This is a genomic window from Allosphingosinicella vermicomposti, from assembly GCF_003012815.1.
Lineage (GTDB): Bacteria > Pseudomonadota > Alphaproteobacteria > Sphingomonadales > Sphingomonadaceae > Allosphingosinicella > Allosphingosinicella vermicomposti.
Genome location: NZ_PXYJ01000003.1, coordinates 395,683 through 421,386 on the forward strand (window position 1 = coordinate 395,683; position 25,704 = coordinate 421,386).

Annotated in this window: 27 protein-coding genes and 1 tRNA gene; 8 read left to right on the forward strand and 20 right to left on the reverse strand. The window is 63.1% G+C overall.

The window, feature by feature from the left end; all coding sequences use genetic code 11:
• Positions 1-8: 8 nt before the first annotated feature.
• From pgmG to C7I56_RS10735, 3 genes are read right to left on the reverse strand one after another with little or no spacing between them, the layout of a single operon-like run.
• On the reverse strand, positions 9-1,397 hold the full coding sequence (pgmG, locus tag C7I56_RS10725) for a phosphoglucomutase/phosphomannomutase PgmG (RefSeq protein ID WP_106640584.1): 1,389 nt from the start codon (positions 1,395-1,397) through the stop codon (positions 9-11).
• Between the two features lie 34 nt (positions 1,398-1,431).
• Complete coding sequence (locus C7I56_RS10730) at positions 1,432-1,836, reverse strand: hypothetical protein (protein WP_106640585.1); 405 nt, start codon at positions 1,834-1,836, stop codon at positions 1,432-1,434.
• Positions 1,837-1,838: 2 nt separating this feature from the next.
• Positions 1,839-2,639, reverse strand: a complete 801-nt coding sequence (locus tag C7I56_RS10735; RefSeq protein WP_106640586.1) for a division plane positioning ATPase MipZ — start codon at positions 2,637-2,639, stop codon at positions 1,839-1,841.
• A 92-nt stretch (positions 2,640-2,731) separates the two neighbouring features.
• Here C7I56_RS10735 and panC point away from each other — a divergent pair, with 92 nt between their 5' ends.
• The 3 genes from panC (at position 2,732) to C7I56_RS10750 (ending at position 4,526) form a co-directional block, all read left to right on the forward strand.
• On the forward strand, positions 2,732-3,580 hold the full coding sequence (gene panC / locus C7I56_RS10740) for a pantoate--beta-alanine ligase (RefSeq protein WP_106640587.1): 849 nt from the start codon (positions 2,732-2,734) through the stop codon (positions 3,578-3,580).
• A 70-nt stretch (positions 3,581-3,650) separates the two neighbouring features.
• Positions 3,651-3,956 carry an SEL1-like repeat protein gene (locus C7I56_RS10745; protein WP_106640588.1) on the forward strand — a complete coding sequence of 102 codons (306 nt, stop codon included), beginning with the start codon at positions 3,651-3,653 and terminating at the stop codon, positions 3,954-3,956.
• A gap of 111 nt (positions 3,957-4,067) precedes the next feature.
• A complete protein-coding gene (locus tag C7I56_RS10750) occupies positions 4,068-4,526 on the forward strand; it encodes a peptidylprolyl isomerase (RefSeq protein WP_106640589.1) in 459 nt (152 codons plus the stop codon).
• Positions 4,527-4,676: 150 nt separating this feature from the next.
• On the opposite strand, the gene pepN is transcribed toward C7I56_RS10750, so the two are convergent.
• From pepN to C7I56_RS10770, 4 genes are all read right to left on the reverse strand, one after another.
• Positions 4,677-7,265 (reverse strand): aminopeptidase N, encoded by a 2,589-nt coding sequence (gene pepN / locus C7I56_RS10755; RefSeq protein ID WP_106640718.1) that lies wholly within the window; start codon positions 7,263-7,265, stop codon positions 4,677-4,679.
• A 109-nt stretch (positions 7,266-7,374) separates the two neighbouring features.
• A complete protein-coding gene (locus C7I56_RS10760) occupies positions 7,375-8,289 on the reverse strand; it encodes a DMT family transporter (RefSeq protein WP_106640590.1) in 915 nt (304 codons plus the stop codon).
• On the reverse strand, positions 8,286-9,290 hold the full coding sequence (locus C7I56_RS10765) for a threonine aldolase family protein (protein ID WP_106640591.1): 1,005 nt from the start codon (positions 9,288-9,290) through the stop codon (positions 8,286-8,288). The genes C7I56_RS10760 and C7I56_RS10765 overlap by 4 nt, the downstream gene beginning before the upstream one ends.
• Positions 9,291-9,349: 59 nt before the next feature.
• Positions 9,350-9,424: transfer RNA gene (locus C7I56_RS10770), tRNA-Thr, on the reverse strand.
• Positions 9,425-9,516: 92 nt separating this feature from the next.
• Here C7I56_RS10770 and C7I56_RS12480 point away from each other — a divergent pair.
• A complete protein-coding gene (locus C7I56_RS12480; RefSeq protein WP_199792382.1) occupies positions 9,517-9,669 on the forward strand; it encodes a hypothetical protein in 153 nt (50 codons plus the stop codon).
• A 14-nt stretch (positions 9,670-9,683) separates the two neighbouring features.
• On the opposite strand, the gene C7I56_RS10775 is transcribed toward C7I56_RS12480, so the two are convergent.
• On the reverse strand, positions 9,684-11,477 hold the full coding sequence (locus tag C7I56_RS10775) for an aminopeptidase P family protein (protein ID WP_106640592.1): 1,794 nt from the start codon (positions 11,475-11,477) through the stop codon (positions 9,684-9,686).
• An 84-nt stretch (positions 11,478-11,561) separates the two neighbouring features.
• Between C7I56_RS10775 and C7I56_RS10780 the strand changes: the two genes are divergently transcribed.
• Positions 11,562-13,694, forward strand: a complete 2,133-nt coding sequence (locus C7I56_RS10780; protein ID WP_199792383.1) for a S9 family peptidase — start codon at positions 11,562-11,564, stop codon at positions 13,692-13,694.
• A complete protein-coding gene (locus C7I56_RS10785; RefSeq protein WP_106640593.1) occupies positions 13,691-14,083 on the forward strand; it encodes an acyl-CoA thioesterase in 393 nt (130 codons plus the stop codon). Before C7I56_RS10780 ends, C7I56_RS10785 begins: the two co-directional genes overlap by 4 nt.
• 254 nt (positions 14,084-14,337) lie before the next feature.
• Here C7I56_RS10785 and C7I56_RS10790 read toward each other — a convergent pair whose 3' ends face one another.
• From C7I56_RS10790 to C7I56_RS10810, 5 genes are read right to left on the reverse strand one after another with little or no spacing between them, the layout of a single operon-like run.
• Entirely contained in the window at positions 14,338-14,652 is a 315-nt protein-coding gene (locus tag C7I56_RS10790; protein WP_106640594.1) for a DMT family transporter, read from the reverse strand.
• Positions 14,652-15,545 (reverse strand): DMT family transporter, encoded by an 894-nt coding sequence (locus tag C7I56_RS10795; RefSeq protein WP_106640595.1) that lies wholly within the window; start codon positions 15,543-15,545, stop codon positions 14,652-14,654. The genes C7I56_RS10790 and C7I56_RS10795 overlap by 1 nt, the downstream gene beginning before the upstream one ends.
• Positions 15,542-16,663, reverse strand: coding sequence for a flavodoxin-dependent (E)-4-hydroxy-3-methylbut-2-enyl-diphosphate synthase (ispG, locus tag C7I56_RS10800; protein ID WP_106640720.1), 1,122 nt, complete (start codon positions 16,661-16,663; stop codon positions 15,542-15,544). The genes C7I56_RS10795 and ispG overlap by 4 nt, the downstream gene beginning before the upstream one ends.
• A 40-nt stretch (positions 16,664-16,703) precedes the next feature.
• The gene (locus C7I56_RS10805) at positions 16,704-16,907 is read right to left on the reverse strand and encodes a type II toxin-antitoxin system antitoxin (protein ID WP_106640596.1); all 204 of its coding nucleotides are present in this window, start codon (positions 16,905-16,907) and stop codon (positions 16,704-16,706) included.
• A 5-nt stretch (positions 16,908-16,912) separates the two neighbouring features.
• Positions 16,913-17,833 carry an SPFH domain-containing protein gene (locus C7I56_RS10810; protein ID WP_425352391.1) on the reverse strand — a complete coding sequence of 307 codons (921 nt, stop codon included), beginning with the start codon at positions 17,831-17,833 and terminating at the stop codon, positions 16,913-16,915.
• A gap of 124 nt (positions 17,834-17,957) precedes the next feature.
• Between C7I56_RS10810 and C7I56_RS10815 the strand changes: the two genes are divergently transcribed.
• Positions 17,958-18,926: an isoaspartyl peptidase/L-asparaginase family protein gene (locus tag C7I56_RS10815; RefSeq protein ID WP_106640597.1), complete on the forward strand. Its 969-nt coding sequence runs from the start codon at positions 17,958-17,960 to the stop codon at positions 18,924-18,926.
• A 176-nt stretch (positions 18,927-19,102) separates the two neighbouring features.
• Positions 19,103-19,948 (forward strand): S1/P1 nuclease, encoded by an 846-nt coding sequence (locus C7I56_RS10820; protein WP_106640598.1) that lies wholly within the window; start codon positions 19,103-19,105, stop codon positions 19,946-19,948.
• A gap of 128 nt (positions 19,949-20,076) precedes the next feature.
• Here C7I56_RS10820 and pal read toward each other — a convergent pair whose 3' ends face one another.
• From pal to ruvB, 7 genes are all read right to left on the reverse strand, one after another.
• Complete coding sequence (pal, locus tag C7I56_RS10825; RefSeq protein WP_425352392.1) at positions 20,077-20,598, reverse strand: peptidoglycan-associated lipoprotein Pal; 522 nt, start codon at positions 20,596-20,598, stop codon at positions 20,077-20,079.
• A 14-nt stretch (positions 20,599-20,612) separates the two neighbouring features.
• Positions 20,613-21,995 carry a Tol-Pal system beta propeller repeat protein TolB gene (gene tolB / locus C7I56_RS10830; protein ID WP_199792384.1) on the reverse strand — a complete coding sequence of 461 codons (1,383 nt, stop codon included), beginning with the start codon at positions 21,993-21,995 and terminating at the stop codon, positions 20,613-20,615.
• Between the two features lie 13 nt (positions 21,996-22,008).
• Positions 22,009-22,836 (reverse strand): cell envelope integrity TolA family protein, encoded by an 828-nt coding sequence (locus tag C7I56_RS10835; protein ID WP_106640599.1) that lies wholly within the window; start codon positions 22,834-22,836, stop codon positions 22,009-22,011.
• Positions 22,836-23,279 (reverse strand): protein TolR, encoded by a 444-nt coding sequence (gene tolR, locus C7I56_RS10840; RefSeq protein WP_106640600.1) that lies wholly within the window; start codon positions 23,277-23,279, stop codon positions 22,836-22,838. The genes C7I56_RS10835 and tolR overlap by 1 nt, the downstream gene beginning before the upstream one ends.
• 130 nt (positions 23,280-23,409) lie before the next feature.
• The gene (tolQ, locus tag C7I56_RS10845; RefSeq protein WP_106640724.1) at positions 23,410-24,081 is read right to left on the reverse strand and encodes a protein TolQ; all 672 of its coding nucleotides are present in this window, start codon (positions 24,079-24,081) and stop codon (positions 23,410-23,412) included.
• 11 nt (positions 24,082-24,092) lie between these two features.
• Entirely contained in the window at positions 24,093-24,548 is a 456-nt protein-coding gene (gene ybgC, locus C7I56_RS10850; protein WP_106640601.1) for a tol-pal system-associated acyl-CoA thioesterase, read from the reverse strand.
• A 69-nt stretch (positions 24,549-24,617) separates the two neighbouring features.
• Positions 24,618-25,646: a Holliday junction branch migration DNA helicase RuvB gene (ruvB, locus tag C7I56_RS10855; protein WP_106640602.1), complete on the reverse strand. Its 1,029-nt coding sequence runs from the start codon at positions 25,644-25,646 to the stop codon at positions 24,618-24,620.
• Between the last annotated feature and the right edge of the window lie 58 nt (positions 25,647-25,704).

Consider the following 25,704-nt stretch of genomic DNA (forward strand, 5'->3'; position numbering starts at 1 on the left):
CGTTTAAATCAATGCCCCGCCTGCGGCCCACGCTTCAGCCCTGACAGGGCAAGCTGCTCGTCAATCTGCGCCATCAGACGATCGAGGCCGGCCTGGTCCTTCGCTTCTGCGCGGGCGACCAACACGTCTTGGGTGTTCGACGCGCGGAGGAGCCACCAGCCGTCGGCTGTGTTCACCCGCGCGCCATCGGTCTCATTCACTTCCGCGCCTGAGGCGGCGAGACGGTCGAGGACCTCCTGAACGACCGGGAATTTGCGGCTTTCGTCGACCTGGAAGCGCAGTTCCGGCGTGTTGACCATGGCGGGCATTTCCGAGCGGAGCTGGGTCAGTGACTTGCCGATCCGGCTCACCGCCCGGATCAGGCGGACGGCAGCGTAGAGGGCGTCGTCATAGCCATAATATTCGTGCGCGAAAAAGATGTGGCCGCTCATCTCGCCCGCCAGCGGCGCGCCGGTTTCCTTCATCTTGGATTTGATGAGGCTGTGGCCGGTCTTCCACATCAGGGGATGGCCGCCAAGCTCCGCGACGCGGTCGTAAAGCGCCTGGCTCGCTTTCACATCGGCGATGATCGTACAGCCGGGAATGTCGGCGATCACCGGTTCGGCGAGAATGGAGAGAAGCTGATCGCCCCACACCACCCGGCCCTGCCCGTCGACCGCGCCGATCCGGTCGCCGTCGCCGTCGAAGGCGAGACCGAAATCGAGGCCCTTTTCCGCGACCAGCGCCTTGAGGTCCGCAAGGTTCTTTTCCTCGGTCGGATCGGGATGGTGATTGGGAAAGCGGCTGTCCACATCGGTGTAAAGCAAGTGATGCTCGCCCGGCAGCTTGGCGGTCAGCCGTTCGACCACCGGCCCCGCGGCGCCATTGCCTGCGTCCCAGCCGATGCGGAACGCCTTGCCGTCAAAGCCTTCAAGCAGCCTGTCGACATATTGATCCATGATGTCGTGATCGGCGACATCGCCCGGCGTTTCGGCCGCGTCCCAGTCGGCATCCTCGGCCATCTTGCCCAGGTTTTGAATGTCGGCGCCGAAGAAGGGCTTTCCGAACAGGACCATCTTGAAACCGTTATAATTGGCCGGATTGTGGCTGCCGGTGATCATGATGCCGCCATCCACCTCAAGCACGCTTTCGGCATAATAGAGCATCGGCGTCGGACCGAGGCCGACGCGGACGACGGACACGCCGCCTTCAGTCAAACCCTTCACTAAGGCAGCTTCCAGCACAGGCGAGCTCTCGCGGCCGTCATAGCCGGTCGCGACCCGTGTGCCGCCGCCACGCCGGACGAGCGTGGCGAAGCCGCGCCCGATCGCATAGGCATCAGCCTCTCCCAAAGTCTCCCCAACGATGCCGCGAATGTCATATTCGCGCAGCGAGGTCGGGTGGAAACGATGGCTCATGAAAGATCCCCTGTCGGTAAATAGAAGATGAGGCTCAAGACGCGCGAGGCGTCTGCTTGTTCAATTCGGCGACGAGCGTATCGCGGGCGAGGTTGAGGCGTGCAATCTCCGCCTCGTCCTCCCCGACTTCGGCGAGGCGGGCGGCGTAAGCATTGCGGATATCGGCAAGGCTCGCCTGCTCGCCGACCTGAAGGATCGTCCGTGCGAGCGGCACGGCCATGGCAGCCCCTTCGAGCTGACGGCGGCGATGTGCCGCCCACAGGATCGCGCCGCCCATCAGCAGCGCGCCGATCAGGATCTTGCCCGTGGTCATGAGCCGCAGGCCAAGGAGGAAGAGGACGCCCGCAATCGCATCTTCATAAGTGATGCCCTTGAGGCGCCCGGTCCACCAGGCCCAGCCGCCAATGCCGAGGATCAAGAGGATGAGGACGGGCGGCAAAATCAGCCTGCGGCGCGCGCCGGAGCGGGCGCGTCGTCCGCTTCCGGCAGGCCGAAACCCGCGATCATTTCGCGTAGCTCCTGTCGGGCGGCGATGTGACCGATGCCGACTTCGCCGATCTGGGCGAGATCGAGCAAGGTAATGCCCTTCGGAAACAATTCGCGGTAGATGACGCGCTCGCCAAGACCCGGAATGACGCGGAAGCCGACGCGGCGGGAGAGTTCGTCCAGCGCCTTGCCGACGCGGCGCATATTCTTCGCTTCGATATGCTGCATACGATTGCGGAGCACGACCCAGTCGACGCTGTTCCCGGTGACCTTCGCCCGTTGCGTGCGGCTGTTCCAGACGAGCTCGGCATAGAAAGACGGGCGCTTCACCTTGTAGGTTTCGCCATCGACTTCGCCGATCAGGTCGAGATCGACGAAGCTGTCGTTGATCGGCGTGACGAGCGTGTCCGCTTTCAGCATAGCGGCGCGGGCATAAGGATCGTCGCGGCCCGGCGTGTCGATGACGATCACGTCCGCATCCTGCGCCAGCCGCGCGAGCTCGCCGTCAAGATCGTCGCTCTTTGCCGGATCGAAGGTTTCATGACGCGGCATGGGAAGCGCGATGCCGGTCCGCGCGATCGTCTGTGCGCGATTGTCGAGATAGCGGCCCAGCGTGCGCTGCCGCGTGTCGAGATCGAGCGCCGCCACGCGCCGCCCGGATGCCGCCAGCGCCACGGCGCTGTGCACGGCGGTCGTCGACTTGCCCGTGCCGCCCTTTTCATTGGCGAAAACGATATAATGCGGCGCTGCGCCCATGGTCTTTTACACTCGTCCTCTTGATCTTACCCCCGTGCGCCCGCAAGACGCGCGCCGGGCGTTTCGTCCCGTCTACCGGAGGGCAGGAATCGGTGCAAATCATCCGTGATCTGGACAGTCTTCGCGCCGCGATAGCCGCCCTTCGCGCGGACCGCGGAAAAATCGCCTTTGTGCCGACCATGGGCGCGCTCCACGCGGGGCACATGGCGCTGATCTGCGAGGCGAGCGCGCGGGCTTCGCACGTCGTCGCGTCGGTCTTCGTCAATCCGACGCAGTTCGGACCCAATGAGGATTTCGGCCGCTATCCGCGCAAGGAAGCCGAGGATTCCGCGATGCTGGAGGCCCATGGCGCGAGCCTTCTGTGGTTGCCGCCGGTAGAGGTCATGTACCCTGAAGGTCATGCCACCACGATCAGCGTCAGCGGCATCAGCGAAGGTCTGTGCGGTGCATCGCGCCCCGGCCATTTCGACGGCGTTGCCACCGTCGTCGCCAAGCTCTTCAACCAGGTCGGCCCCGACGTCGCTTTGTTCGGCGAGAAGGATTATCAGCAGCTTGCCGTTATCCGCCGCATGGCCGCCGATCTCGATTTCGCGGTGGAAGTGGCGAGCGTGCCGACCCAGCGCGACGCGGACGGCCTCGCTTTGTCCTCCCGCAACGCATATTTGTCGCCCGAAGAACGGATCGCCGCCCGCGCGTTGCCCCGTGCGCTCGGCGATGCGGCCCAAGCCATCCAGGCGGGCGGCGATATTGGCGCGGCTTTACAAGCGGCGCAGGCAGCGCTCGATGCGGCAGGCTTCGCATCCATCGATTATGTCGAACTGCGGGATGCCGACACCTTGGCACCCGTCACCAGCCTTTCCCGCCCTGCCCGCATTCTGGCCGCTGCGCGGATCGGTACTACCCGCCTTATCGACAATCTGCCGGTCCTCCCTGCCGCCTGACTGCCGTTAACCATTTCTTTGCACGATTTGGGCGAACCTCCTCTCAACAAGAAGAGAGACGGGGTGAGACATGGGCAACAGGATGGGAACGGGTGCGACAATGATCGAAGCATGGCTGAAGGCCGCCGCGACCGGGGATTCGGAAGCGTTGTTCGACCTCGGCCTCGCTTATGCAAATGGTGGCGAAGGGCTGATGCCCGACGCGATCGAAGCGCATAAATGGTTCAACCTCGCGGCGTTGAATGGCGTCGAGGATGCGCAGCATTGCCGGGCGGACATTGCCGGCACCATGACCGCACGAGAAATTGCCGAAGCCCAGCGCCAGGCGCGCAGCTGGCTCGTCGACAAGGCGGTGCTTCCTTCAATGATGGCTTGATCCACATTCCGTAAGTTTCGATCTTAGAGGGCGCAAACTGACGGTCATTGGGCTGGTATAACGGGGCATGGCGCCCTAAGTGGCCAGCCATAACCATTTTGGAGACATGACATGGCCGATGCGCAGACACTGACCCTTTCACTCGACAGCGGCGGCGATGTCGTTATCCGTCTTCGCGCCGATCTCGCGCCGGGCCATGTCGAGCGGATCACGAGCCTTGCCAAGGACGGTTTTTACGATGGCGTTGTTTTCCACCGCGTCATTCCTGGCTTCATGGCGCAGGGCGGCGATCCGACCGGCACCGGCACGGGCGGCTCCGATCTCCCCGATCTCAAGGCCGAATTCAGCAAGGAACCGCATGTTCGCGGAACCTGCTCGATGGCGCGCACGCCCAATCCGAACAGCGCCAACAGCCAGTTCTTCATCTGCTTCGACGATGCGCGCTTCCTCGACGGCCAATATACCGTGTGGGGCGAGGTGATCGAGGGCATGGACTATGTCGATGCGCTTCCGAAGGGCGAGCCGCCCGCAAAGCCCGGCAAGATCGTCAAGGCCACGGTCAGCGAATAAACAACTTTGACAGGGGCTTCCGCAAAACCGGAGCCCCTGCAACCCTCGTCATTGCGAGCACAGCGAAGCAATCCACCAGCGCCGGACTTGGCCTCCAAATGGATTGCTTCGTCGCTTACGTCTCTCGCAATGACGACGATATAGTTCGTATCATCCTAGGCTTTTCGACGCCTGCTCGAACACGTCTTTCGACAGGCCTTGCTCCGCCAAGATACGCATCAGCTCGCGCTTCATCTTGTCCGCGCGGCTTGCATCGAAGCGACGCCAGCGGCCGAGCGGCGGGACGAGCCGCGCCGCAGTCTGCGGGTTCAGTCGGTCCACCGCGATGATCATGTCCGCCAGGAAGCGGTAGCCGCTGCCATCGGGCGCATGAAGCGCGCGCTGATTGGCGGCAAAGCTTCCAACCAAGGCTCGAAGGCGGTTCGGGTTGGCGAGCGTGAAATCGGGGTGGCGGGCTAAGGCCTGCACGACTTCACCCGTATCGGACCGCGTCGACAGCGCCTGCACGCCGAACCATTTATCGATAACCAGCGCATTGCCCTGATAGCGTTTGTAGAAGGCGGCGAGCGCGTCGTCCCGCTCGGCCGCATCGCTGTTTACGAGCACGCCGAGCGCACCTTGGCGGTCGGTCATATTATCCGCCTCGCCAAATTGCCGCATAGCGAGCGCCGGAACATCCGCCCCTCCACTTGCCATCAAATAGCCGAGCGCGATCGTGCGCAGCCGTCGCGCGCCCTTGGCTGCCGGGGAATATTCGAAGCGATTGGCGGCATTCCTTGCATAAGCCGCGCGCCACAAGCTTTCGAGCTCGGTGCCAAGGTCGGCGCGCAGGGCTTCGCGTGCGCGGTGGATCGCGTCCGGATCCACCGTCTCCATCTGATCGCCGATAAAGGCTTCGCTCGGCAGAAGTGCCGCCTCGCCGACGAACGCGGGATCGAGCGCGGTGCCCGATAGAGTTTGCCGTACGGCCTCGATCACCGGGCCATGATCCGCTGCGCCAGACCGGATAGCAGCGATGATCGTGTCCAGCATCAGTTGCTGCATCGCTTCATAGCGGGCGAAGGGATTGTCGTCATTGGCCGACAGGAAAGCGAGGTCTTCGCTCGACCGGGCCGCCTCGACGATAACCGGGGCTGAAAAATCGCGGTTGATCGACAATATGGGCCGCTCGCCAATGCCGTCGAAAACGATTTCCTGCGCCTGTTCCTCCAGCACGATCAGGCGGTCGGCATATTTCTCGCCCGTCATTTCTCCGAACAAGGCGATTTTGAGCGGGACCGGCACCGGTTGCTTGTCCGGTTGATCGGGCGTCGGCGGAACGGCTTGTTCTAAAAGCAGATGGGCGCGGCACGATGCCTCGTCATGACGCAGGTCCGCCATGACTCGCGGTGTTCCGGCCTGCGCATACCAGAGACGAAAGCGCGACAGGTCGGCGCCGTTCGCATCCTCCATCGCCTTGACGAAATCCTCGCACGTCGCGGCCTCGCCATCGTGACGCTGGAAATAGAGGTCCGTGCCGGCGCGAAAACCGTCTGCACCTAATATGGTCCGCATCATGCGGATGATTTCGGCGCCCTTGTCGTAGATGGTCGCCGTGTAGAAATTCGATATTTCGATATAGGATTCCGGGCGGATCGGGTGGGCGAGGGGCCCCGCATCCTCCGGAAACTGGATGGCGCGAAGAGCGCGAACATCCTCGATCCGCTTGACCGCCGCACTGCCCTGATCGGCGGAAAATTGCTGGTCGCGGAACACGGTGAAGCCTTCCTTGAGGCTCAGCTGAAACCAATCGCGGCAGGTGACGCGGTTGCCCGACCAATTGTGGAAATATTCGTGCGCGACGACGCCGGCGATCGCATCGTAATCCGCGTCCGTCGCGGTATCGGGATCGGCAAGGATGTAACGCGAATTGAAGATGTTGAGACCCTTATTCTCCATCGCGCCGAAGTTGAAATCGCTGACCGCGACGATGTTGAACACAGCAAGGTCATATTCGCGGCCATAAACCTTTTCGTCCCAGGCCATGGAGGCTTTCAGCGCGGCCATGGCGTGATCGGTCTTGGGCAGATCCTCCGTGCGGACCCAGATGCCGAGATCGACCGTGCGGCCGCTTTGCGTGATGAACGTATCCCGATTGGCTTCAAGGTCGCCCGCTACGAGCGCGAAAAGATAGCAGGGCTTGGGGAAGGGGTCGTTCCACTCCGCCCAATGGCGCCCATGCTCCAGGTCGCCCGAGCCAACCGGATCGCCATTGGCGAGGAGGACCGGGTAAAGTGCCTTGTCCGCGATCATCCGCACCGCATAGCGGCTGAGCACGTCGGGCCTGTCGGGGAAGAAAGTGATGCGGCGAAATCCTTCTGCCTCGCACTGCGTGCAGAGGATGCCACCCGAGGCATAAAGGCCCATGAGCTGGGTATTCGCAGCGGGCGCGATCTCGACAATGGTTTCCACCGTGTCGCCGCTGTTCACGCCTTCGACAGTAAGGATGTTTTCCGAATAGATGTGATCGGCGGGGGCGCCGTTCACCATGACCTCAATCAACGACAGCCCTTCACCGTTGAGGCGCAGCGGCGCCTGTTCCGCGCCATTGCGCTCGACCGAAAGGCGAGCGCGAACGATCGTCCGCTCCGCGCCAAGATCGAATTCGAGGGCGATCGACGGGATCAGCCATTCAGGCGGGCGGTAATCCTCGCGGCGGATCGCGGCGGGCTGGGCGGTGGCTGTGCGGGCATCGAGCATGGGTTGAAAATAGGCTTTATCGCCCACCACCGCTAGTCCTGAGCTTGTCGAAGGACGATCGAATTGAGCACTGCATACGCCCTTGGGCAGGCTCAGGACTAGCGGTGTGTCAGGCTGAAGCTCTTCGCTCTCTCAGCGCGATGAAGAGACCTACGAGCGCCAGCAACCCGCCCCCAAAGGCCAAGGGCGACCAGACATAGCCTTCAAATATCGTCGACAGGCCCATGGCGATGATCGGCACGATCAGGCTGTTATAGGCGGCTTTGGCTGGACCCACCGCCCGGATGATCCCAAAATAAAGCGGAAAGGCGAGGGCGGAGGCGAACAGCCCCAGGTACAGGAGACCGGCAAGGTAGGAGGCGCGATATTCGATCACCGGCGGCCCTTGGGTTATCAAGGCAAGGGCGCCGTCCGCCAGCATTCCATAAAACATGCCCCACGCGATCATGCTTGCCATGGGCCGCATGCGCAGCCGTTCGGACGCCTGCAGAACATTGGAAACAGACGCGGAAAGAACGCCGCAGACGGTGAGTCCGATGCCGAGCCAGATTTCGAACGGGTCAGCGGGGCTCGTCCGCATTTCCTGTACGAACAGGAGCGCGATGCCAGCCACCGCAATCGCCGACCCGATCAGGAAGCCGCGCGTGATACGGTGCTTCAGGAACAGCCAGCCGAGCGTTGTGTTCGGCACCATCAGCAAAGCGAAGACCACCGCGACGAGGCCCGAAGTCACATGATGTTCGGCGGCATAAACAAAATTGAAGTTGAGACAGAATTGCGGAATGCCGAACAGCAAGGCGAGCTTGTGCCCGCCGGCCCCGATGCGAAGCGAAGCCCCACTCAATTTGGCGTAAGCGAACATCGCGGCGGCCGCGATAAGGAAGCGGTAGGTCACCGACCAGATGGCGGGCACGGTCCCGAGCTGGTCGCGGATGACGAGCCAGGTCGATCCCCAGATGAAAGTCAGGACGATGAAGGGGATAAGGACTTTGGGGTCGCGGAAGCTTCCCGCGCCCGGTGTCACAACGCCTCGATCGCGGCAGCCAGCGCCTCGATATCCTCTGGCCGCTGGTCCCAACTCACGACCAGACGGATTTCGCCCGGTGCCCAATTGTAGAAATCGAAACCCTTGGCGCGAAGTCCGGCGGCCTCTTCCTGACTAACCTTGAGGAACAATTCATTTGCCTCAACCGGATGGACTAGCCGGCCTTCCGCCGCCTTGGCAAGCCGCGTCGCGCCCGCATTGGAGGCGCGGGCGTTGCGGAGCCACACATCGTCCTTCAGCATGGCGAGAATTTGCGCCGCCATGTAACGGCCTTTGGACAGAAGGTGGCCCGCGCGCTTGCGGCGATAAAGGGTCGCGCGCGCTTCGGCCTCATGGCCGAAAAAGATCAAAGCTTCCGCAGACATGCCGCCATTTTTGACGAAGCCGAAAGAAAGGACATCGACGCCGCCCTTCCACGTGATCTCGGCAGGCGTGCAGCCCAGCGTCGCCACGGCATTGGCGAAGCGCGCGCCGTCCATGTGGAAGCCGAGTTTCCGATCCTTGGCGATGGCGCCCAGCGCCGCAACCTCGTCCGGCGTATAGGCAAGGCCATATTCGGTGGCATTGGTGATCGATAGCGCCTTGGGCTGAATCCAGTGGACGCCATCGGGCACCCGCTCCAGCATCGCTGCGACCGTATCGGCGGATAATTTTGCGCCTTCGCCTTCGCCAAGGATCAGCTTCGCACCATTGGTGAAGAATTCCGGAGCGCCGCATTCGTCATTCTGGATATGCGCGTCGCGGTGACACAGAATGCCGCCATAGGGTGGACAGAGTGCCGCGAGCGCCAGCGAATTGGCTGCGGTGCCGGTTGAAACCCACAAGGCCTTGGCGTGGGTTTCAAACAGATCGGAAAAGGCCGCGTCGAGTTTCTGGCTCAGCGCGTCGCCGTCATAAGCGGTGTCGTGATGATTGGCGGCGTGAAGCGCGTCCATCACCTCGGGGCAGGCGGCGGCGGCATTGTCTGAGAAAAAGCGCATCGCTGCGAGATAGCCGTAACGGGAACGGCGTCAACTTCGATATGCGGGAAGATGTCCGATGGTGCTGCCGGTGAGGATTGAACTCACGACCTCAGCCTTACCAAGGATGCGCTCTACCACTGAGCTACGGCAGCATCGCCATCGGCGAGGCGGCGCTATGCGGGGGGCGCCCCGATATGTCAAGGCGGCTTGCGGTGAAGGGCGGCATCAGTCTAGCGAGCAGCCGATGAGCAAGGACGATTCCGAAAAGGCCCGGCGCCTGGCCGAAGCGTTGCGGCAGAATTTGCGGCGACGCAAGGCGCAGGCGCGCGGCGTGTCAGATCCAGCCGAGCGCGTTGGAGATGGCAAGGATGATAGCGATAGCGGCGGCGATCGTTAATCCATGCCTTTTGATCATGTCGCCTCGCATTGCTGCCGGAGCCAGTCGAGCACATCGCCCTCAAGGCGGGGTCCGACAATCTCCATCACCTTTGCGTGATAGGCATTCACCCAATCCCGTTCCCAATCCGTTAACAGTTCCACGTCGATGAGCGATGGATCGAGCGGTGCGAAGGTCAGGGTTTCAAAGCCCAGCACCGGCTTTTCCGCGCCCGGCACATCCTTGCGAATCACCAGCACCAGATTTTCGATGCGGATCCCATATTCGCCGGTCTTGTAATAACCAGGCTCGTTCGAGAGCATCATGCCGGCGCGCAGCGGCTCGTCCGATCCCGATTGGCTGCTGCCCGCCTGCGTGATCCGCTGCGGACCCTCGTGGACGGCGAGGTAGGATCCGACGCCGTGGCCGGTGCCGTGGGCGTAATCGAGCCCAGCCTGCCACAGATATTGCCGGGCAAAAGTGTCGAGCTGCACGCCGCGCGTGCCTTCCGGAAAAAGCGCGGCGGCAAGGGCGATATGCCCCTTCAGCACGCGGGTATAGCGGTCGCGCATCTCGTCTGTCGGCGTACCGATGGCGATGGTGCGGGTGACATCGGTGGTGCCGTCCGGATACTGGCCGCCGGAATCGACGAGGTAGAGCGAGTTGAGCTCGATCTTGCGGTTCGTGGCGGCGTCCGCCTTGTAATGGACGATGGCGCCGTTCGGCCCTGCACCCGAAATGGTGTCGAAGCTCAGATCGCGCAGGTCGCCGCCCGCGCGGCGGAACGCCTCGAGCTTGTCGGACGCGGTGAGTTCGTCCAACTCGCCCTTGGGCCCTTCGATCGACAGCCAGTGGAGGAAGCGAACGAGCGCGGCGCCGTCGCGGGCCTGTGCGGCCTTGTGGCCGGAAATCTCCGCCTCATTCTTGATCGCCTTGGGCAATACGGCCGGATCGCGTTCACGGATCACCTTGGCGCCCGCGCCTTCCAGCGCTTCGAAAATGGCGGCGACGGCGCGCTCGGGGTCGGCGACAACGGTCTTGCCGCCGAGCGAGCCGAGATAGCTTTCGAAATCGCCACGTTCGTGAAGGCGCACGCCGTTGCCGAGATGCTGGCGCACATCGTCACCCACTTTTTCACCCGCGACGAAAAGGTCGGCAGTGCCGTCGTCATGGACGAGCGCGAAGGACAGGGCGACCGGCGTGTGGCTGACGTCTTCGCCGCGCACGTTGAAAGTCCAGGCGATCGAATCGAGGGCGGATAGCACGGCGGCATCGGCGCCCTGATCCTTCAGCCAATCCGCCATGTCCTGCCGTTTCGCGGCCGATGATTTACCGGCAAGGTCATTGGAGTGGACGATAAGGCGGGCCTTGGACGGTTTGGGCTGGTCGGCCCACACCGCGTCGATCGGATTGCGCGGCACGGCGACCAGTTCGGCGCCCTTGTCGGCGAGCGCCGCCCGCGCTTTTTCCACCCAGTCGCTGGTGTGGAGCCAAGGATCGTACCCGATGCGCCCGCCGTCCTTGGCATGAACTTTCAGCCAATCCGCGATGCTGGTTTCCGGTACGGACTGGTAGCTCCAATGCTTCCCGTCCACCTGATCGCGCACCTGCAATGTGTAGCGACCGTCCGTGAAGATCGCCGCTTCTTCCGGCAGCACCACCGCCGCGCCCGCCGAGCCCTTGAAGCCAGTCAGCCAGGCAAGACGCTGGGCGTAGCTTCCGACATATTCGCTCATATGTTCGTCGGTCAGCGGCACGACGAAACCGTCGAGGCGATCAGCCTGGAGCTGTGCGCGGAGGGCTTTCAGGCGATCTTCATAACTGGACATGGCGCGATTCCCGATCAAAACTGCGCCGCACAAATAGGCCGGACGGGGGAATTTCGCCACTGGCCATGGATCAGGGGAAATTTCATGCGTTTGGCACTTGCCCTCCTTCTCACCACCGCCTCGCCGGCCATTGCTCAGGACCAGACGAATTTGACCACCAGCACCAATATCGCAGCGCCCAAGGCCGAAAAGCGCCCCTACAGCTACGAACGCCACGGCTTTACGGTCGAGGACCCTTATTTCTGGCTGAAGGACCAGGGCTATCCGAAGGTCGATGACGCGGATGTGCTGAATTATCTGAAGGCCGAAAACGCTTATTTCGAAGCGCATATGAAGCCGCATACGGCGCTGGTCGACACCTTGTTTGAGGAGATGAAGGGCCGGGTGAAGGAGGATGATTCCTCCGTGCCGCAAAAGGATGGCGACTGGCTTTATTGGTGGGCTTATCGGCCCGGCGCGCAATATCGGACCTGGTATCGGAGGCCCGTCGCGGGCGGCGCGGAGCAGGTCGTGCTCGACGAAGCGGCGGAAGCGGCGGGCAAGGAATATTACCGCCTCGGCGCGCTGCAGGTGAGCCCGGACGGCAAGCTCGGCGCGATCCTGGTCGACGACGATGGCTCCGAACGCTTTAAGCTCCGTATCCGCGATCTTTCGACCGGCAAGGATGTTGAAACCGTCACAGACGTCGGCATTGGCAGCCCGGTGTGGACCGCCGACAGCAAGGGGGTCGTCTTCACCGAAGTGAACGACAATTGGCGCAGCTATCGCGCGCGCCTTCACTGGCTCGGAAAGCCTGCGGCGGAGGCGAAGACGCTGTACGAGGAGACAGAGAATAAGGGCTTTTCCGTCGGCATTTCGAAGTCGCAGGACGAGGGCCTTATCTTCATCTCCACCGGCGACAATACGACGAGCGAAGTGCGCTTCGTGCCCGCAAGCGCGCCGGAAGCGCCGTTGACGCTCATCGCGCCGCGCAAGGAGAACCGCCAATATTCCGTCGACGCCGCGCACGGAAAGCTGTGGATCCTGACCAACGACGATCACGTGAATTTCCGCGTGGCCGAAGCGTCGACGATGAAGCCGGCGGAGTGGAAAACTGTGATACCGGGTTCCGACCGCGTCTATATTCGCAGCCTCACTTCATTCCGCGATCACATTGTGCTGACGGAGCGGGTGGATGGGCTCGATCAGGTGCGCCTGCGCCAATATGACGGTAAGGAACATCGCATCCCCTTCCCGGAAGCGAGCTATACGGCCTCGCTGTCGGGCAATCCGGAATATGCGCCGGCCGCCTATCGCCTGAGCTATTCGTCCATGGTGACGCCCGCGACCGTCTTCGATTTCCACCCCAAGACCGGGAAGCTCGAGACGCTGAAGGTCCAGGAAGTGCCGTCGGGCTACGATCCCAGCCAATATGCGACGGAACGCGTGATCGTGACGGCGCGGGATGGTGCGAAGGTGCCGGTGTCGATCGTCTACAAGAAGGGCTTCGAGAAGAATGGCGAGGGGAAGGTCTTCCTCTATTCCTATGGCGCCTATGGCATCGCCATTCCGCCGAGCTTCTCGTCGAACCGGCTGAGCCTGCTCGACCGCGGCTATGCTTATGCCATCGCCCATATCCGCGGCGGCGACGACCTTGGTTATCAATGGTTCCTCGACGGCAAGCTCACCAAGCGGACCAACACGTTCAACGATTTCGTGGATGTGGCGAAGGGCCTCGTCGACCAGAAATTCACCAAGGCGGGCAATATCGCCATCCAGGGCGGATCGGCCGGCGGCGAGCTGATGGGCGTCGTCGCCAATACCGATCCCGAGCTTTGGGGCGCGGTGGTGGCCGACGTGCCGTTCGTCGACGTGCTGAATACGATGCAGGATGAAAGCCTGCCGCTGACGCCGGGCGAATGGCCGGAATGGGGCAACCCGATCACCGACAAAGCGGCGTTCGAATATATCCGTTCCTATTCGCCGTACGATCAGGTGAAGGCGCAAAATTATCCGCCGATGCTGATCACCGGCGGCCTCAACGATCCGCGCGTGACCTATTGGGAACCGGCCAAGTGGACGGCGAAGCTCCGCGAGATGAAGACCGACGACAACACCCTGCTCATGAAGATCAACATGGGCGCGGGCCATGGCGGCAAATCGGGCCGCTGGGACCGGCTGAAGGAAGTGGCCGAAGCCTATGCCTTCGTGCTCACCCAAGTGGACAAGGCCGAGTGACGCCATTTGAAAAGCGGATCACGGCGGCGGATGCCGATATTGACGAGCTTGGGCACGTCAACAACGCCGCCTGGGTCCGCTGGATACAGGATATGGCGACGGCGCATTGGAACGCCGTCGCCGATCCTGCCCATGTCGATGCCTATGTCTGGGTCGTGACCCGGCACGAAATCGACTATCTGCGCAGCGTCGGCCCGGGCGAGACGGTGACGGGCCGAACCTGGGTCGGCGAAGCGCCCAAGGGTGCGCGCTTCGACCGGCATGTCGAATTCGTCGGCGATGATGGAAAGTCCCGGGTGCGGGCCAAGACGACCTGGGCGATCATCGACAAAGCGAGCGGTCGGCCGATCCGCGTGCCGCCGGAAGTGGCGGCGCCTTTCCTGAGATGACGTGATGTAAGATGACGTTATTGATGCTTTCGCACGTTCAACCTGTCAGTTTTGTCAGTTTCCGTGCCTGTTACGGTGAATGCGGCAAACGGGAAAAATTACGACGAGAAAGAGCGTGGGCCATCCCTAACAGAGTCCACGCACTGTAGGAAAATACTCTTCGTCATTGCGAGGAGCGCAGCGACGAAGCAATCCACTCTGCGGCCAGGGCCTGTGCCGCTGGATTGCTTCGCTGCGCTCGCAATGACGAGACTTCAGTGGAAGATCTTGAGGCCCGCTATGCAGGCGACGAGGCCGAAGATGAGGAGGATGCGGATCGGGGTCGCGGGTTCGGCGAAGAAGAAGATGCCGACGAGGACGGTGCCGAGAGCACCGATGCCGCCCCAGACCGCATAGGCCGTTCCCATCGGGATCGAGCGGGACGCGACTTCCAATAGCCCCATACTGAGCGTTACGGACGCAAGGAAGCCGATCGTCCAGGGAATGTTCCGGAACCCGTCGACGAAGCGCAGACAGGTGGTGAAGCCCACTTCGAAAAACCCGCCAAGGATCAGCCACGCCCACGCCATTACAGTCCCGCCTCCATTTCGCCCATCGATACCGGTTTCTGACGAGCCGCGATGAGGCAAGCGGCGACGATCATCGCGGCACCCGCCAGCGTCATCGGCATCACGCTCTCGCCAAAGACAAGGTAGCCGAAAAGCGCCGCCCAGATAAAACCGGTATATTCGACCGGCGCCAGAAATTGCGCCTCTGTCCGCGCATAGGCCCAGGCGAGGAGAAGGAGCGAGGCAAAGGCCAAAACCGCCGCGCCGCCGATGGCTGGCAGGTCTTCCAAAGGTGGCGGTACAGCCAGGAAGGGTGAGGCGAGAAGAAAGCAGCCGGACATGATGGCGCTCATGAAGAAAGCGATTTCGATGGGCCCGGCCGCAAGCGCCTGCTGGCGCATCAGGATTATGTTATAGGCATAAGCTACCGCCGCGATCAGGATCGCGACCGCGCCGAGCATCGCGTCCCTGCCCATCTCCGCCTCGGCTTGGCCCGCGAGGATTACGAGCACACCGCCAAAGCCGAAGAATGAGGCGAATACCGCCTGCCGCGTCACCCTTTCGCCAAGGATGATGGCGGCGAGGAAGAGGGCGATGAGGGGGGCGATGAAGGACAAAGCGATGGCCTGCGCCATCGGCACTCGGGCGAGGCCCCAGAAGAAGAAGCCTGCGGTAATCGTGCCCACCACGCCGCGCTTCAGATGGATGCGCATGACCGACCGGGCCGGCCAAGTCATTCGCCGCCCGAAAAAAACGATCGCGCCGATTACCGCGCCCGCCAAGGTGCGCCACAGCAGAGCGTTATAGGTGCCGATGGATAGGGACAGGCCCTTCATAATCGCGTCCATCGCCGAAAAGCAGGCAATGCCGAGCGTCGCGACCCCGAAGGCGGCCGCCGTCCTGTTCTCGCTCATTCCGCGGCTTCGAGCCCGGCCTTCGCTGCCTCGATTTCGACGGCCTTCGCTTCGACCAACTTGACGATATGGTCGACCATCGCCGCATCCTCGACATGGTGGTCGGTGACGCCGGACAGATAGACCATATGCTTGCCGTTGCCGCCGCCGGTGATGCCGATGTCGGTTTCCCGCGCTTCGCCCGGGCCGTTGACGACGCAGCCGAGGACGGACAGGGACATGGGCGTGCGGATATGGGCAAGCCGCTCCTCGAGCTTCTCAACCGTGCGGATGACGTCGAAGCCCTGCCGCGCGCAGGAGGGGCAGGACACGACGCGGACTCCGCGGTTGCGGATGCCGAGGCTTTTGAGGATTTCAAAGCCCACGCGCACTTCCTCTTCCGGCTCGGCGGAGAGGGAGACGCGGATCGTGTCGCCGATCCCGAACCAGAGAAGCGAGCCGATGCCGATGGCGGACTTGACCGTCCCGCCGACGAAGCCGCCCGCTTCGGTGATGCCGAGGTGGAGGGGGCAGTCGACGGTTTCGGCAAGCTGTTGATAGGCGGCGACCGCGAGGAAGACGTCGGACGCCTTAACCGCGACCTTATATTCGCGGAAATCCTGATCCTCGAGCAGGCGGATATGGTCGAGCGCGCTTTCCACCAAAGCCTCGGGGCAGGGCTCGCCATATTTTTCTAGCAAATCCTTTTCGAGACTTCCGGCATTGACGCCAATGCGGATCGCGCAGCCATTGGCCTTGGCGGCGCGCACGACTTCGGCGACGCGCTGTTCGGACCCGATATTGCCGGGATTGATGCGAAGGCACGCGGCGCCCGCATCGGCGGCTTCAAGCGCGCGCTTATAATGGAAGTGGATGTCCGCGACGATCGGCACATTGGCGGCGCGCACAATTTGGCGAAGGGCTCCGGTCGATTCCTCGTCCGGACAGGAGACGCGGATGATGTCCGCGCCCGCTTCCTCGCAGCGGCGGATCTGGTCGATCGTCGCCTTCGCATCGGCGGTGAGCGTGTTGGTCATCGTCTGCACGGTGACGGGCGCGTCGCCCCCAACCGGAACGTTGCCGACCATGATCTGCCGCGATGGACGCCGCGCGATGTCGCGCCAGGGACGAATGGACATGGGCTCCATATAGAGGGTGGAGATTATAAGGGAAAGGCGCTCAGGCCCCGTTCTTGGACGGGCGGCCTCTTTTCCGCTGCTCGGGCGGGGCGACCTTGATGCCGCGCCGGGCGAGGGCATCGCGCAAAAGCACCTCAATCTCGGCATTCACGCTCCGGAAATCGGCCGCCGCTGCGCGTTCGAGCGCGTCCCAAAGGGACGGCTCGATGCGCAGCGGAAAGGCCTTTTTGGGAGGAGCGGGCATGACGCTTACTGATAGAGCGTGCCGGCGTTGACGACGGGCTGGGTGTCGCGTTCGGAGCAGAGCACGACCATGAGGTTGGACACCATCGCGGCCTTCCGCTCGTCGTCCAGATGCACGACATTCTTCGCCGACAATTGCTCAAGCGCCGTTTCAACCATGCTGACCGCCCCCTGCACCAGCTTTGCCCGCGCCGCGATCACGGCTTCGGCCTGCTGGCGCCGGAGCATCGCCTGGGCGATTTCCTGCGCATAGGCAAGGTGGGTGAGGCGGCATTCGTCGATGGTGATGCCGGCGACGGTGACGCGATCCTGAAGCTCGCCGCGCAATTCCTCGCTCACGACATCGGCATTGCCGCGCAGTGTCGTTTCAAGATGTTCAATGTCGTCATAGGGATAGCGCGCGCCGATCGCGCGGACGGCGCTTTCGATCTGGACGACGACGAACTTCTGATAGTCGTCGACGTCATACAGGGCCTGGGCGGTATCGGTGACGCGCCACACGACGTTGGATGCGATTTCGATCGGATTGCCGCGCAGGTCGTTCACCTTCAGCCGTTCCGAGGTGACGTTTTGGACGCGCGTCGAAATCTTGGTGCGCGTGAGCCAGGGCCAGAGCCAGCGGAGGCCCGTCGTCCGGTCCGTGCCCTTATAGTCACCGAACAGCAGGATCGCCGCCGCCTGATTGGGTTGCAGGAAATAGAAGCCGCACAGCACGAACAGGACGACGAAAGGCCCCACGATCACCGATCCGATCGGCCCTATGCCGGTATAATCATTGGCCAGCGCAACGATGCCTGTCGTCATCACCACCAGCCCGGCGAGCAGGACCAGCAGCATGATGTAGCCGCTATAGGTGCGGGCCGTCCGTTCGCTCGACAGGCGAAGGGTGCGGATATCGGACATGTCTTTTTCGGGGATGTTTGCCATCTCATTCCTCCTTAATAATGATATCATATTTATATCTTTGGATGTCTGCAAGAGGATTTGGGAGGAACCGCTGGCATGAGCGCCGCTTTCTGTTAATTCCTCTCGCACGGGAGGAGCCTGCCCCATGCGAAATCTGTTGATGATCGGAGCCTTGCTGATGTCCACCGCCGCCCAAGCCGCCGACTGGAAGCTCGTCATTCATGGCGGCGCCGGGACGATCGAGCGCGACAGGATCACGCCGGAGCAGGACAGGAATATCCGCGCCGCGCTCGACCGGTCGCTGGCGGCGGGTTCGGACATATTGGCGAAGGGCGGATCGGCGCTTGATGCGGTCGAGGCCGCTGTCCGCGTGCTGGAGGACGATCCCAATTTCAATGCGGGCCACGGCGCGGTCTACACTTATGAGGGCGGGCACGAACTCGATTCCTCGATCATGGACGGGCGTACGCGCGCAGCGGGCGCGGTGGCGGCGGTGACGACGGTCAAGAACCCGATCAGCCTTGCTCGCGCGGTGATGGAGGACGGCACCCATGTCATGCTCGGCGGCAAGGGCGCGGAGGAGTTTTCGCACGAGAAAGGGCTGGAGCAGGTCTCGAACGACTATTTCAACACGCCGGAACGCAAGCGCCAGCTCGATGAGCTGAAGGCTCGGAAGGTCGGCTATTATGATGTGGACCTGAAATACGGCACGGTCGGCGCGGTGGCGCTGGACAGCGCTGGCCATGTCGCGGCGGCGACCTCGACCGGCGGCCTTACGGGCAAACGCTGGGGCCGGATCGGCGATTCCCCGATCATCGGTTCTGGCACCTATGCCGACGACCGCGCCTGCGCGGTGTCCGCGACGGGGGCGGGCGAATATTTCATCCGGGAGGGCGTCGCGCATGAGATTTGCGCGCGGATGCGGTTCAAGGGCGAGAGCGCCAAGGTCGCGGCAGACGCGGTGATGGCCGAGGTGAAGTCGCTTGGCGGCACGGGCGGCGTGATCGTCGTGACGCCGAAGGGCGAGATGGATTATTCCTTCAACACACCGGGAATGTATCGCGGCAAGGCCAGCGCGGCCGGACGGTCGGTGGCGATCTTCGGAGACGAATAAGCTTAGCCCCTCCCCTCGATGGGGAGGGGTTGGGGAGGGGTGATGGTTGGCGTAGAGCGCGGACGTCCCCAGCATCACCCCCACCCAACCCTCCCCCATCGAGGGTGAGGGCTTTAGGGCTAAGGTAAAGGCCCCCCGTCATTGTCCTTTCATCATCCGCCGCTTAAGCGCGCTTCATGTTCCGCAAAATCCTGATTCTCGCCGCCCTTCTCCTCGCTCCGGCGCCCGCCATGGCCTGGTGGGAATATGGACATGAAACTGTTGCGCGCATCGCGTTCTTGAACGTGCGGCCCGAGACGCGGGCGAAGATCACGCAGCTCTTGAAGAAGCAGGGTCTGCTCGAAACGCCGACCTGCCCGGCGCGGACGATCGAGGAAGCGAGCGTGTGGCCGGATTGCGTGAAGCCGCTCGGCGAACGGTTCAGTTATGCCTCCTCCTGGCATTATCAGAATGTCGATGTCTGTAAGCCGTTCGACCAGAAATCGGCGTGCAAGGATGGCAATTGCGTGTCCGCGCAGATCGAGCGCAACGCCAAGCTGCTGGCCGATAAGACCGTGCCGGAGCGGGAGCGGGTGATGGCGCTGGCTTTCCTCGTCCACTTCGTCGGCGACCTTCACATGCCGCTTCATTCCGGCGACCGGGGCGACCTTGGCGGCAATCGGGTCAAGGCGGCTTATGGCCTGATCGAAGGGCGCACCAATTTGCACTCGGTGTGGGACGGCTATCTGCCCGAGCGGGCGGTGACGACGCCGCCCGCCGGTGCGGAAGGGCTGCTGTCCGGGACGACCGCCGAAACGCGCGCCGCCATGGCTGCCGGATCGGTCGAGGATTGGGCGCGGGAGAATTGGGCCGTCGCGCGCGAGCAGGCTTATGGCGTGAAAGGCGAGTCTTGCGATCCGGTATCAGAAGACCGAGTACGGATAGAGGAACCGGATGTTGCGCGCCTCACTCCGGTACTGCGCGATCAGGTGCTGAAAGGCGGCCTGCGCCTAGCCCGAATGCTGGGCGAGGCGCTGGCGTAAAGCCTTTCCGTTCGCCCTGAGTAGCCGCTGAGCTTGTCGAAGCGGCGTATCGAAGGGTCCCGTGGGAAGCGCTTCGATACGAGTCTTCGGCTTCGCTCAGCCTCTACTCAGCACGAACGGCTTTAGGCTTACTGCGGGATGACCGTCACGGCGCGGCGGTTCTGGGCCCAGGCGCTTTCGTCCGAGCCGACCGCGGCCGGGCGTTCCTTGCCCCAGCTGATCGTCGTCATGCGCGAAGCCGGGACGCCGCGAGACACGAGGTAGTTCTTCGCGGCATTGGCACGGCGGTCGCCAAGGCCGAGATTATATTCGCGCGTGCCGCGTTCGTCGGCATGGCCTTCGATCGTCACGGTGACGTTCGGATTGGCGAGGAGCCAAGCGGCCTGGCTGTCGAGAATGGCCTGATCTTCGGCATCGACCGTGTAGCTGTCGAGTTCGAAAAGAACGCGGTCCGACGTGACCTTCTGAAGGAAGTCGGCGCGCGATCCCGGAATGATCGCATTGCCCACATCGCCCCCGCCATTATTGGCGTTGGGATCGACCACCGTGCCGCCCGGTGGCGGGGGCAGATCCTTTGGCTTCTGGGCGCAGGCGCCGGTCAGCGCGATGGCGGCGACAACGGCGATCTTGAGGCCAATCTGCTTCATCATTTTCTCCTTCAACATTACGGGAGCAACGGCCCCCAGGCCGGATCCGATCCGTCGAGCGGCGTCGGGATCTGGCGTTCGTGGCTTCCGGTCAGATCGACCTGCCACACGGTGGATTTTCCGCTGCGGCCCTGGCTCGAGCGGAAAAACTGAATGATGCGGCCGTTGGGCGACCAGGTCGGCGCCTCGTCCTGCCAGCTGTTGGTAAGCAGGCGCTCGCCGCCGCCGGACGGGCTCATCACGCCGATGCGGAAATTGCCCGCCATCTTGGTGAACGCGATGAGGTCGCCGCGCGGGCTCCATTCCGGCGTCGCATAGCGGCCGCCGCCAAAGCTGATGCGGCGCTGGTCGGAGCCATCGGCGTTCATCACATAGAGCTGTTGGCCGCCCGAGCGATCGCTTTCGAAGACGATCTTTGTGCCGTCCGGCGAATAGCTGCCGCCCGTGTCGATGCCCGGCGTGTTGGTGAGCCGCACCGGCTGACCGCCATTGGCCGACACGCGATAGATGTCGGTATTGCCGTTCACCGACATGGAATAGAGGATCCACTTGCCGTCGGGCGAGAAGCGCGGCGCGAAAGTCTGGTTCGTGCTTTCCGTCACCACGCGCTGACGACCGCTGCCAATGTCATAGACATAGATGCGCGGACGCTTGTCGACGTAGCTCAAGTAAACGATCTGCTTGTAATCCGGCGAGAAGCGCGGGGTGAGAACGGTCGACTGGCCGTTGGTGAGGAAGCGGTGATTGGCGCCGTCGCTATCCATGATGGCGAGGCGCTTCACGCGATTATCCTTGGGCCCACTTTCGGCGATATAAGCGATGCGGCTGTCGAAGAACGGGCTTTCGCCGGACAGGCGCGAATAGACGGCGTCGGCGCATTTATGCGCGGCGCGGCGCCAGTCACGCGGCTCCACCACATAACCCTGCCGCGTCAGCTCCTTCTTGGCATAGACGTCGTAGAGGTAGCAGCCGACGGTGAGTGTGCCATTGGCATTGGCTTGGACGAAGCCCTGCACCAGCGCCTGCGAGCCCGTGCCGCCCCAATAGCCGAAATCGGGCGCGGTCACCTGCGGATAGCTGATCGCCGGAAGGCCGGCGGGCCCGCGCGGCGTGAAGATGCCGCTGTTACGCAAATCGCTCGCGACGATCTCCGCCACCTGCCGCCCGAGCGCGCCGGTCTCGCCCGCCTGCGTCGAAACCGAGGCCGGGGTCGGCATGTAGGGGACGGCGATCGGCATGGGGGCGGAAATGCCGCCCTCGACATCGACGACGAGTTCTTCGGACTCAGCGGGCGCCTGCGCTTGGGGCTGCTGGACGGGCGCCGGAACCTGCGCGCCTGCGGCCGCCGCGCCGATCAGGGCCAAAGCGGTGAGAGGAAGCATGGGGGCCGAGATTTTCATAATCATCCTCAAATCAAGAAGGCTTGTACCGCAGGGTGAAATTGCTCCAGCCCCTGGGGACATCGTAAAGTTCGTCCGGAAGGCCACGCAAGGGCGAGCAGCCAACGAAGGCCGCGATGGCGAGTTCTTCCACCCGTTTCTCATAACGCCGGTTCTGGTCGTCCACGCCGCTCGTTCCCGTGCTCACGGGGCGGGCCGCGAGCGAGCCATCCCGATTGAGGCGCAGCTTGATCGTGACCGTAATCCGTTCGGCGCCCGGCCCCGGCGTTCCCTGCCGGTCGGCGCAGGGCTGAACCTGCCTTTTAATAAGCGATCCAATGCTCGACGCCGCTTGCGCGCTCATTACCGCGCCGGTCGCCTTGTTGGATTTGGACTTGGTATCGTCGCCAAGGCCTTTGAGGAAATCGCTGCCGAGGCGCGAGCCCTTCGTCTTCTCCGCCTTGCCCTTGCCGCTATTGGCCTTGGCATTGCTGGTCGCGGCCTTGGGCAGGGCCTTGGGCGGCGCGGGTTTCGTCGCCGTCTTGGACGGGGCGGGTTCTGACTTCGCTTTGGGAAGGGCTTTAGGCTGTACCGTGGGCGTCGGCTCTGGCGGCGCCTCGATCGCCTTGGGCGCCGCTTCCTCGGGCGATCCGGTTTCCGGCGCGATGCTCGCCATCGGCGCTTCGGTCGCAGGATCGGGCGCGGCGGATTGAAGGCCGACCTCATCGACGAAGGAAACGTCCATCGGCGGATTCATCGTCGGCAGCACAACGGCATTGGCAAGGCCGAGGGTCAGCACGGCGAGCAGGGCGCCATGCCCTACCACCGCAATACCAAGCCCGGTTGCCTCCGCGCGATCCATCAGGGGGTTTCGCTCCCCTGCGTGCTGACCAGGGCAACCTTGCGCAGGCCGACCTGGTTGAGTTCGCCCATCACCTGCATGACGCGGCCGTAATCGAGGCTGCTGTCGGCGCGCAGGAAGATGCGCGGGCCACCTTCTTCGGTCGCCGACTGAGCGATGGTGCCGAGGCGGGTGGCGAGCTGGCTGGGGTCAACCTGCTCATCGCCAATGAAGACGCCGCCGGTGGAATCGAGCGTGATCTGAACCGGCTCCTGCTCCTGATCCAATGCGCCCGCCTTGCTTTCGGGAAGGTCGACCGGAACGCCGGTGACGAGCAAAGGCGCCGTCACCATGAAGATGATGAGCAGAACCAGCATGACGTCGACGAGCGGCGTCACGTTGATCTCCGCCATCGCGGTGCGACGGCCCCGACGGCCGGGCCCTGCGATCGGTCCCATGGCCATTAGACCCCCCCTCCGCCACAAATCCGTTCGGGCTGAGCCTGTCGAAGCCCTGCACTTTCTTCCGCTTCGGTGCCCAGAAAGAGCAGCCCTTCGACAGGCTCAGGGCGAACGGTGAGGGTGGAGGGCATGATCACCTTTCCGTCTCCAGCTCACGGGACAAGGTGCCGTGAAAACCGTCGGCGAAACGCAGCAACCGCGCCTCGATCCGGTTGATGCCATGTGTCATGCGATTATAGGCGATGACGGCGGGGATGGCCGCGAACAGGCCGATTGCGGTGGCGAACAAAGCCTCCGCAATGCCCGGTGCCACGACCGCGAGGCTCGTGTTATTCGCGCCCGCAATGTCGGTGAAGCTGCGCATGATCCCCCACACCGTGCCGAACAGGCCGACGAAGGGCGCGACCGATCCGATCGTCGCGAGAATGTTGAGGCGGTCGGCGAGCCGGTCCACTTCCTCGCCCGCCGCGCTGTGCATCGCGCTCATCAGCCGGGCACGCGTGCCGTCCTTGTCGACGCGCGGGCCCTTAGTTGAGCGACGCCATTCGGTGATGCCGGCGGAAAAGACCTTGGCGGCGGGCAAATCCTCAGCCCCCCGCTTTTCGTGAAAGCGGTCGATATCTTCGACGCCCCAGAAATCCTTCTCGAACCGCTCATTGTCGCGATTGATCCGGCGCAGCTTCATCGTGTGGCCGATGATGATCGCCCAGGTCCAGATGCTGGCCAAAGTGAGGCCGATCATCACGGTCTTCACGACGAGGTCCGCCTGCATGAACAACGCAACCGGCGACATATGCGCCGCCATATCAACCGCCACTATTCTTCCCCTCTCAACCGTTCGAATGTTTCAACCCATGCGCGCGGCTGGCGTTTCGGACGGCCCTCCGGACTTAGGAACGCAGCCGTCACATTCGCTTCCGCCAGCAATTCATCGCCGCGCATGACCCTTTGATGAATGACGCAGCTTGCCGCGCGTACCTCCCGCACCTCGCTCAGGATACGCAAATTGTCGTCGAGTTTGGCGGGGCTCCGATATTTGATATGAGCTTCAGCCACCGCATAGACGCCCTCGCCACTATCGAGCGCCGCGCGTTGATCGATGCCGACGCAGCGTAGCATGTCGGATCGCGCACGCTCCATGAAGCGCAGATAATTGGCGTAATAGACGATGCCTGCGGTGTCCGTATCCTCGAAATAGACGCGCAAGGCAAAGTGGTGGGTCTTGCCCACGAAGGCGCCCTGATAGGGCGTCGCCAGATCTTTCTCGTTCATGCCCACCTCCGGCAAACCTCTTACCCATGGGGGGATGCGCTCAAAGACGCTAGCGGTGAACCGTTGCTCTTAAGAGTCGAATAGACCGGATTGACCGCTGCTCGGCGGCGGTGTGATACCGAGATGCGTCCATGCCCGGCCATTGAGGCAGCGCCCCCGCGCGGTGCGCGCGACAAGGCCGAGCTGGATCAGATAGGGTTCGATCACTTCCTCGATCGTGTCGCGCGGTTCGGACAGGCCCGCCGCCAGCGTTTCGACGCCGACCGGGCCGCCTTTGTAAATGTCGGCGATCATGTGCAGGTAGCGCCGATCCATCGCATCGAGGCCAAGCGCGTCCACCTCCATCCGGTTGAGCGACGCGTCGGCAACCTTCGCATCGACGGTCGCAGCGCCGGCCGCCTGTGCGAAATCGCGGACGCGGCGGAGCAGGCGTCCGGCGATGCGCGGCGTGCCGCGCGAACGGCGGGCGACTTCGGTGGCGCCATCTCCCGCAATAGCGAGGCCGAGCAGGCCGGCGGCGCGGCGCACGACCTTTTCCAATTCCTCGACCGTGTAGAAATTGAGCCGCACCGGAATACCGAAGCGGTCGCGAAGCGGCGTGGTGAGCAGCCCCTGCCGCGTCGTCGCGCCCACCAGGGTAAATTTGGGAAGATCGATCCTCACAGAGCGGGCGGACGGCCCCTCGCCGATCATCAGATCGAGCGCGCGATCCTCCATCGCTGGATAAAGCACCTCCTCGACCGCCGGATTGAGCCGGTGAATCTCGTCAATGAAGAGAACGTCGCCATCTTCCAGATTGGTGAGGAGGGCCGCGAGATCGCCGGATTTGGCGATGACCGGCCCGGACGTCGCCCGGAAGCCCACGCCCATCTCCCGCGCGATGATCTGCGCGAGCGTCGTCTTGCCGAGACCCGGCGGACCGAAGAAGAGCACATGGTCGAGCGCATCGCCGCGTGCGCGGGCGGCATCGATGAACACGCGAAGGTTCTCCCGCGCCGCCTGCTGCCCGACAAAATCGTCGAGCGTCTTTGGACGCAGCGCCGCATCCACGTCCTCGGGACGACGCTCGCCGGTGATGATGCGGTCGGGTTCAGTCATGCTCACGCTTCTCGACTTCGCTCGAAGCGAACGGTGGAGAGAGGGAGCTTAGCCTTTC

What these genes read in the sequence shown, in the direction of transcription:
- C7I56_RS10735 (WP_106640586.1), bottom strand. Translation starts at nt 2,639, where the DNA reads ATGGGCGCAGCGCCGCATTATATCGTTTTCGCCAATGAAAAGGGCGGC.
- C7I56_RS10775 (WP_106640592.1), bottom strand. Translation starts at nt 11,477, where the DNA reads ATGTCCAGTTATGAAGATCGCCTGAAAGCCCTCCGCGCACAGCTCCAG.
- C7I56_RS10765 (WP_106640591.1), bottom strand. Translation starts at nt 9,290, where the DNA reads ATGCGCTTTTTCTCAGACAATGCCGCCGCCGCCTGCCCCGAGGTGATG.
- C7I56_RS10835 (WP_106640599.1), bottom strand. Translation starts at nt 22,836, where the DNA reads ATGGATCGCGCGGAGGCAACCGGGCTTGGTATTGCGGTGGTAGGGCAT.
- pepN (WP_106640718.1), bottom strand. Translation starts at nt 7,265, where the DNA reads ATGCTCGATGCCCGCACAGCCACCGCCCAGCCCGCCGCGATCCGCCGC.
- pgmG (WP_106640584.1), bottom strand. Translation starts at nt 1,397, where the DNA reads ATGAGCCATCGTTTCCACCCGACCTCGCTGCGCGAATATGACATTCGC.
- C7I56_RS12480 (WP_199792382.1), top strand. Translation starts at nt 9,517, where the DNA reads ATGAGCAAGGACGATTCCGAAAAGGCCCGGCGCCTGGCCGAAGCGTTG.
- pal (WP_425352392.1), bottom strand. Translation starts at nt 20,598, where the DNA reads ATGATGAAGCAGATTGGCCTCAAGATCGCCGTTGTCGCCGCCATCGCG.
- ispG (WP_106640720.1), bottom strand. Translation starts at nt 16,663, where the DNA reads ATGTCCATTCGTCCCTGGCGCGACATCGCGCGGCGTCCATCGCGGCAG.
- ruvB (WP_106640602.1), bottom strand. Translation starts at nt 25,646, where the DNA reads ATGACTGAACCCGACCGCATCATCACCGGCGAGCGTCGTCCCGAGGAC.
- C7I56_RS10780 (WP_199792383.1), top strand. Translation starts at nt 11,562, where the DNA reads ATGCGTTTGGCACTTGCCCTCCTTCTCACCACCGCCTCGCCGGCCATT.
- C7I56_RS10815 (WP_106640597.1), top strand. Translation starts at nt 17,958, where the DNA reads ATGCGAAATCTGTTGATGATCGGAGCCTTGCTGATGTCCACCGCCGCC.
- tolR (WP_106640600.1), bottom strand. Translation starts at nt 23,279, where the DNA reads ATGGCCATGGGACCGATCGCAGGGCCCGGCCGTCGGGGCCGTCGCACC.
- C7I56_RS10805 (WP_106640596.1), bottom strand. Translation starts at nt 16,907, where the DNA reads ATGCCCGCTCCTCCCAAAAAGGCCTTTCCGCTGCGCATCGAGCCGTCC.
- C7I56_RS10810 (WP_425352391.1), bottom strand. Translation starts at nt 17,833, where the DNA reads ATGGCAAACATCCCCGAAAAAGACATGTCCGATATCCGCACCCTTCGC.
- C7I56_RS10820 (WP_106640598.1), top strand. Translation starts at nt 19,103, where the DNA reads ATGTTCCGCAAAATCCTGATTCTCGCCGCCCTTCTCCTCGCTCCGGCG.
- ybgC (WP_106640601.1), bottom strand. Translation starts at nt 24,548, where the DNA reads ATGAACGAGAAAGATCTGGCGACGCCCTATCAGGGCGCCTTCGTGGGC.
- C7I56_RS10750 (WP_106640589.1), top strand. Translation starts at nt 4,068, where the DNA reads ATGGCCGATGCGCAGACACTGACCCTTTCACTCGACAGCGGCGGCGAT.
- C7I56_RS10790 (WP_106640594.1), bottom strand. Translation starts at nt 14,652, where the DNA reads ATGGCGTGGGCGTGGCTGATCCTTGGCGGGTTTTTCGAAGTGGGCTTC.
- tolB (WP_199792384.1), bottom strand. Translation starts at nt 21,995, where the DNA reads ATGAAAATCTCGGCCCCCATGCTTCCTCTCACCGCTTTGGCCCTGATC.
- C7I56_RS10795 (WP_106640595.1), bottom strand. Translation starts at nt 15,545, where the DNA reads ATGAGCGAGAACAGGACGGCGGCCGCCTTCGGGGTCGCGACGCTCGGC.
- C7I56_RS10745 (WP_106640588.1), top strand. Translation starts at nt 3,651, where the DNA reads ATGGGCAACAGGATGGGAACGGGTGCGACAATGATCGAAGCATGGCTG.
- tolQ (WP_106640724.1), bottom strand. Translation starts at nt 24,081, where the DNA reads ATGGCGGCGCATATGTCGCCGGTTGCGTTGTTCATGCAGGCGGACCTC.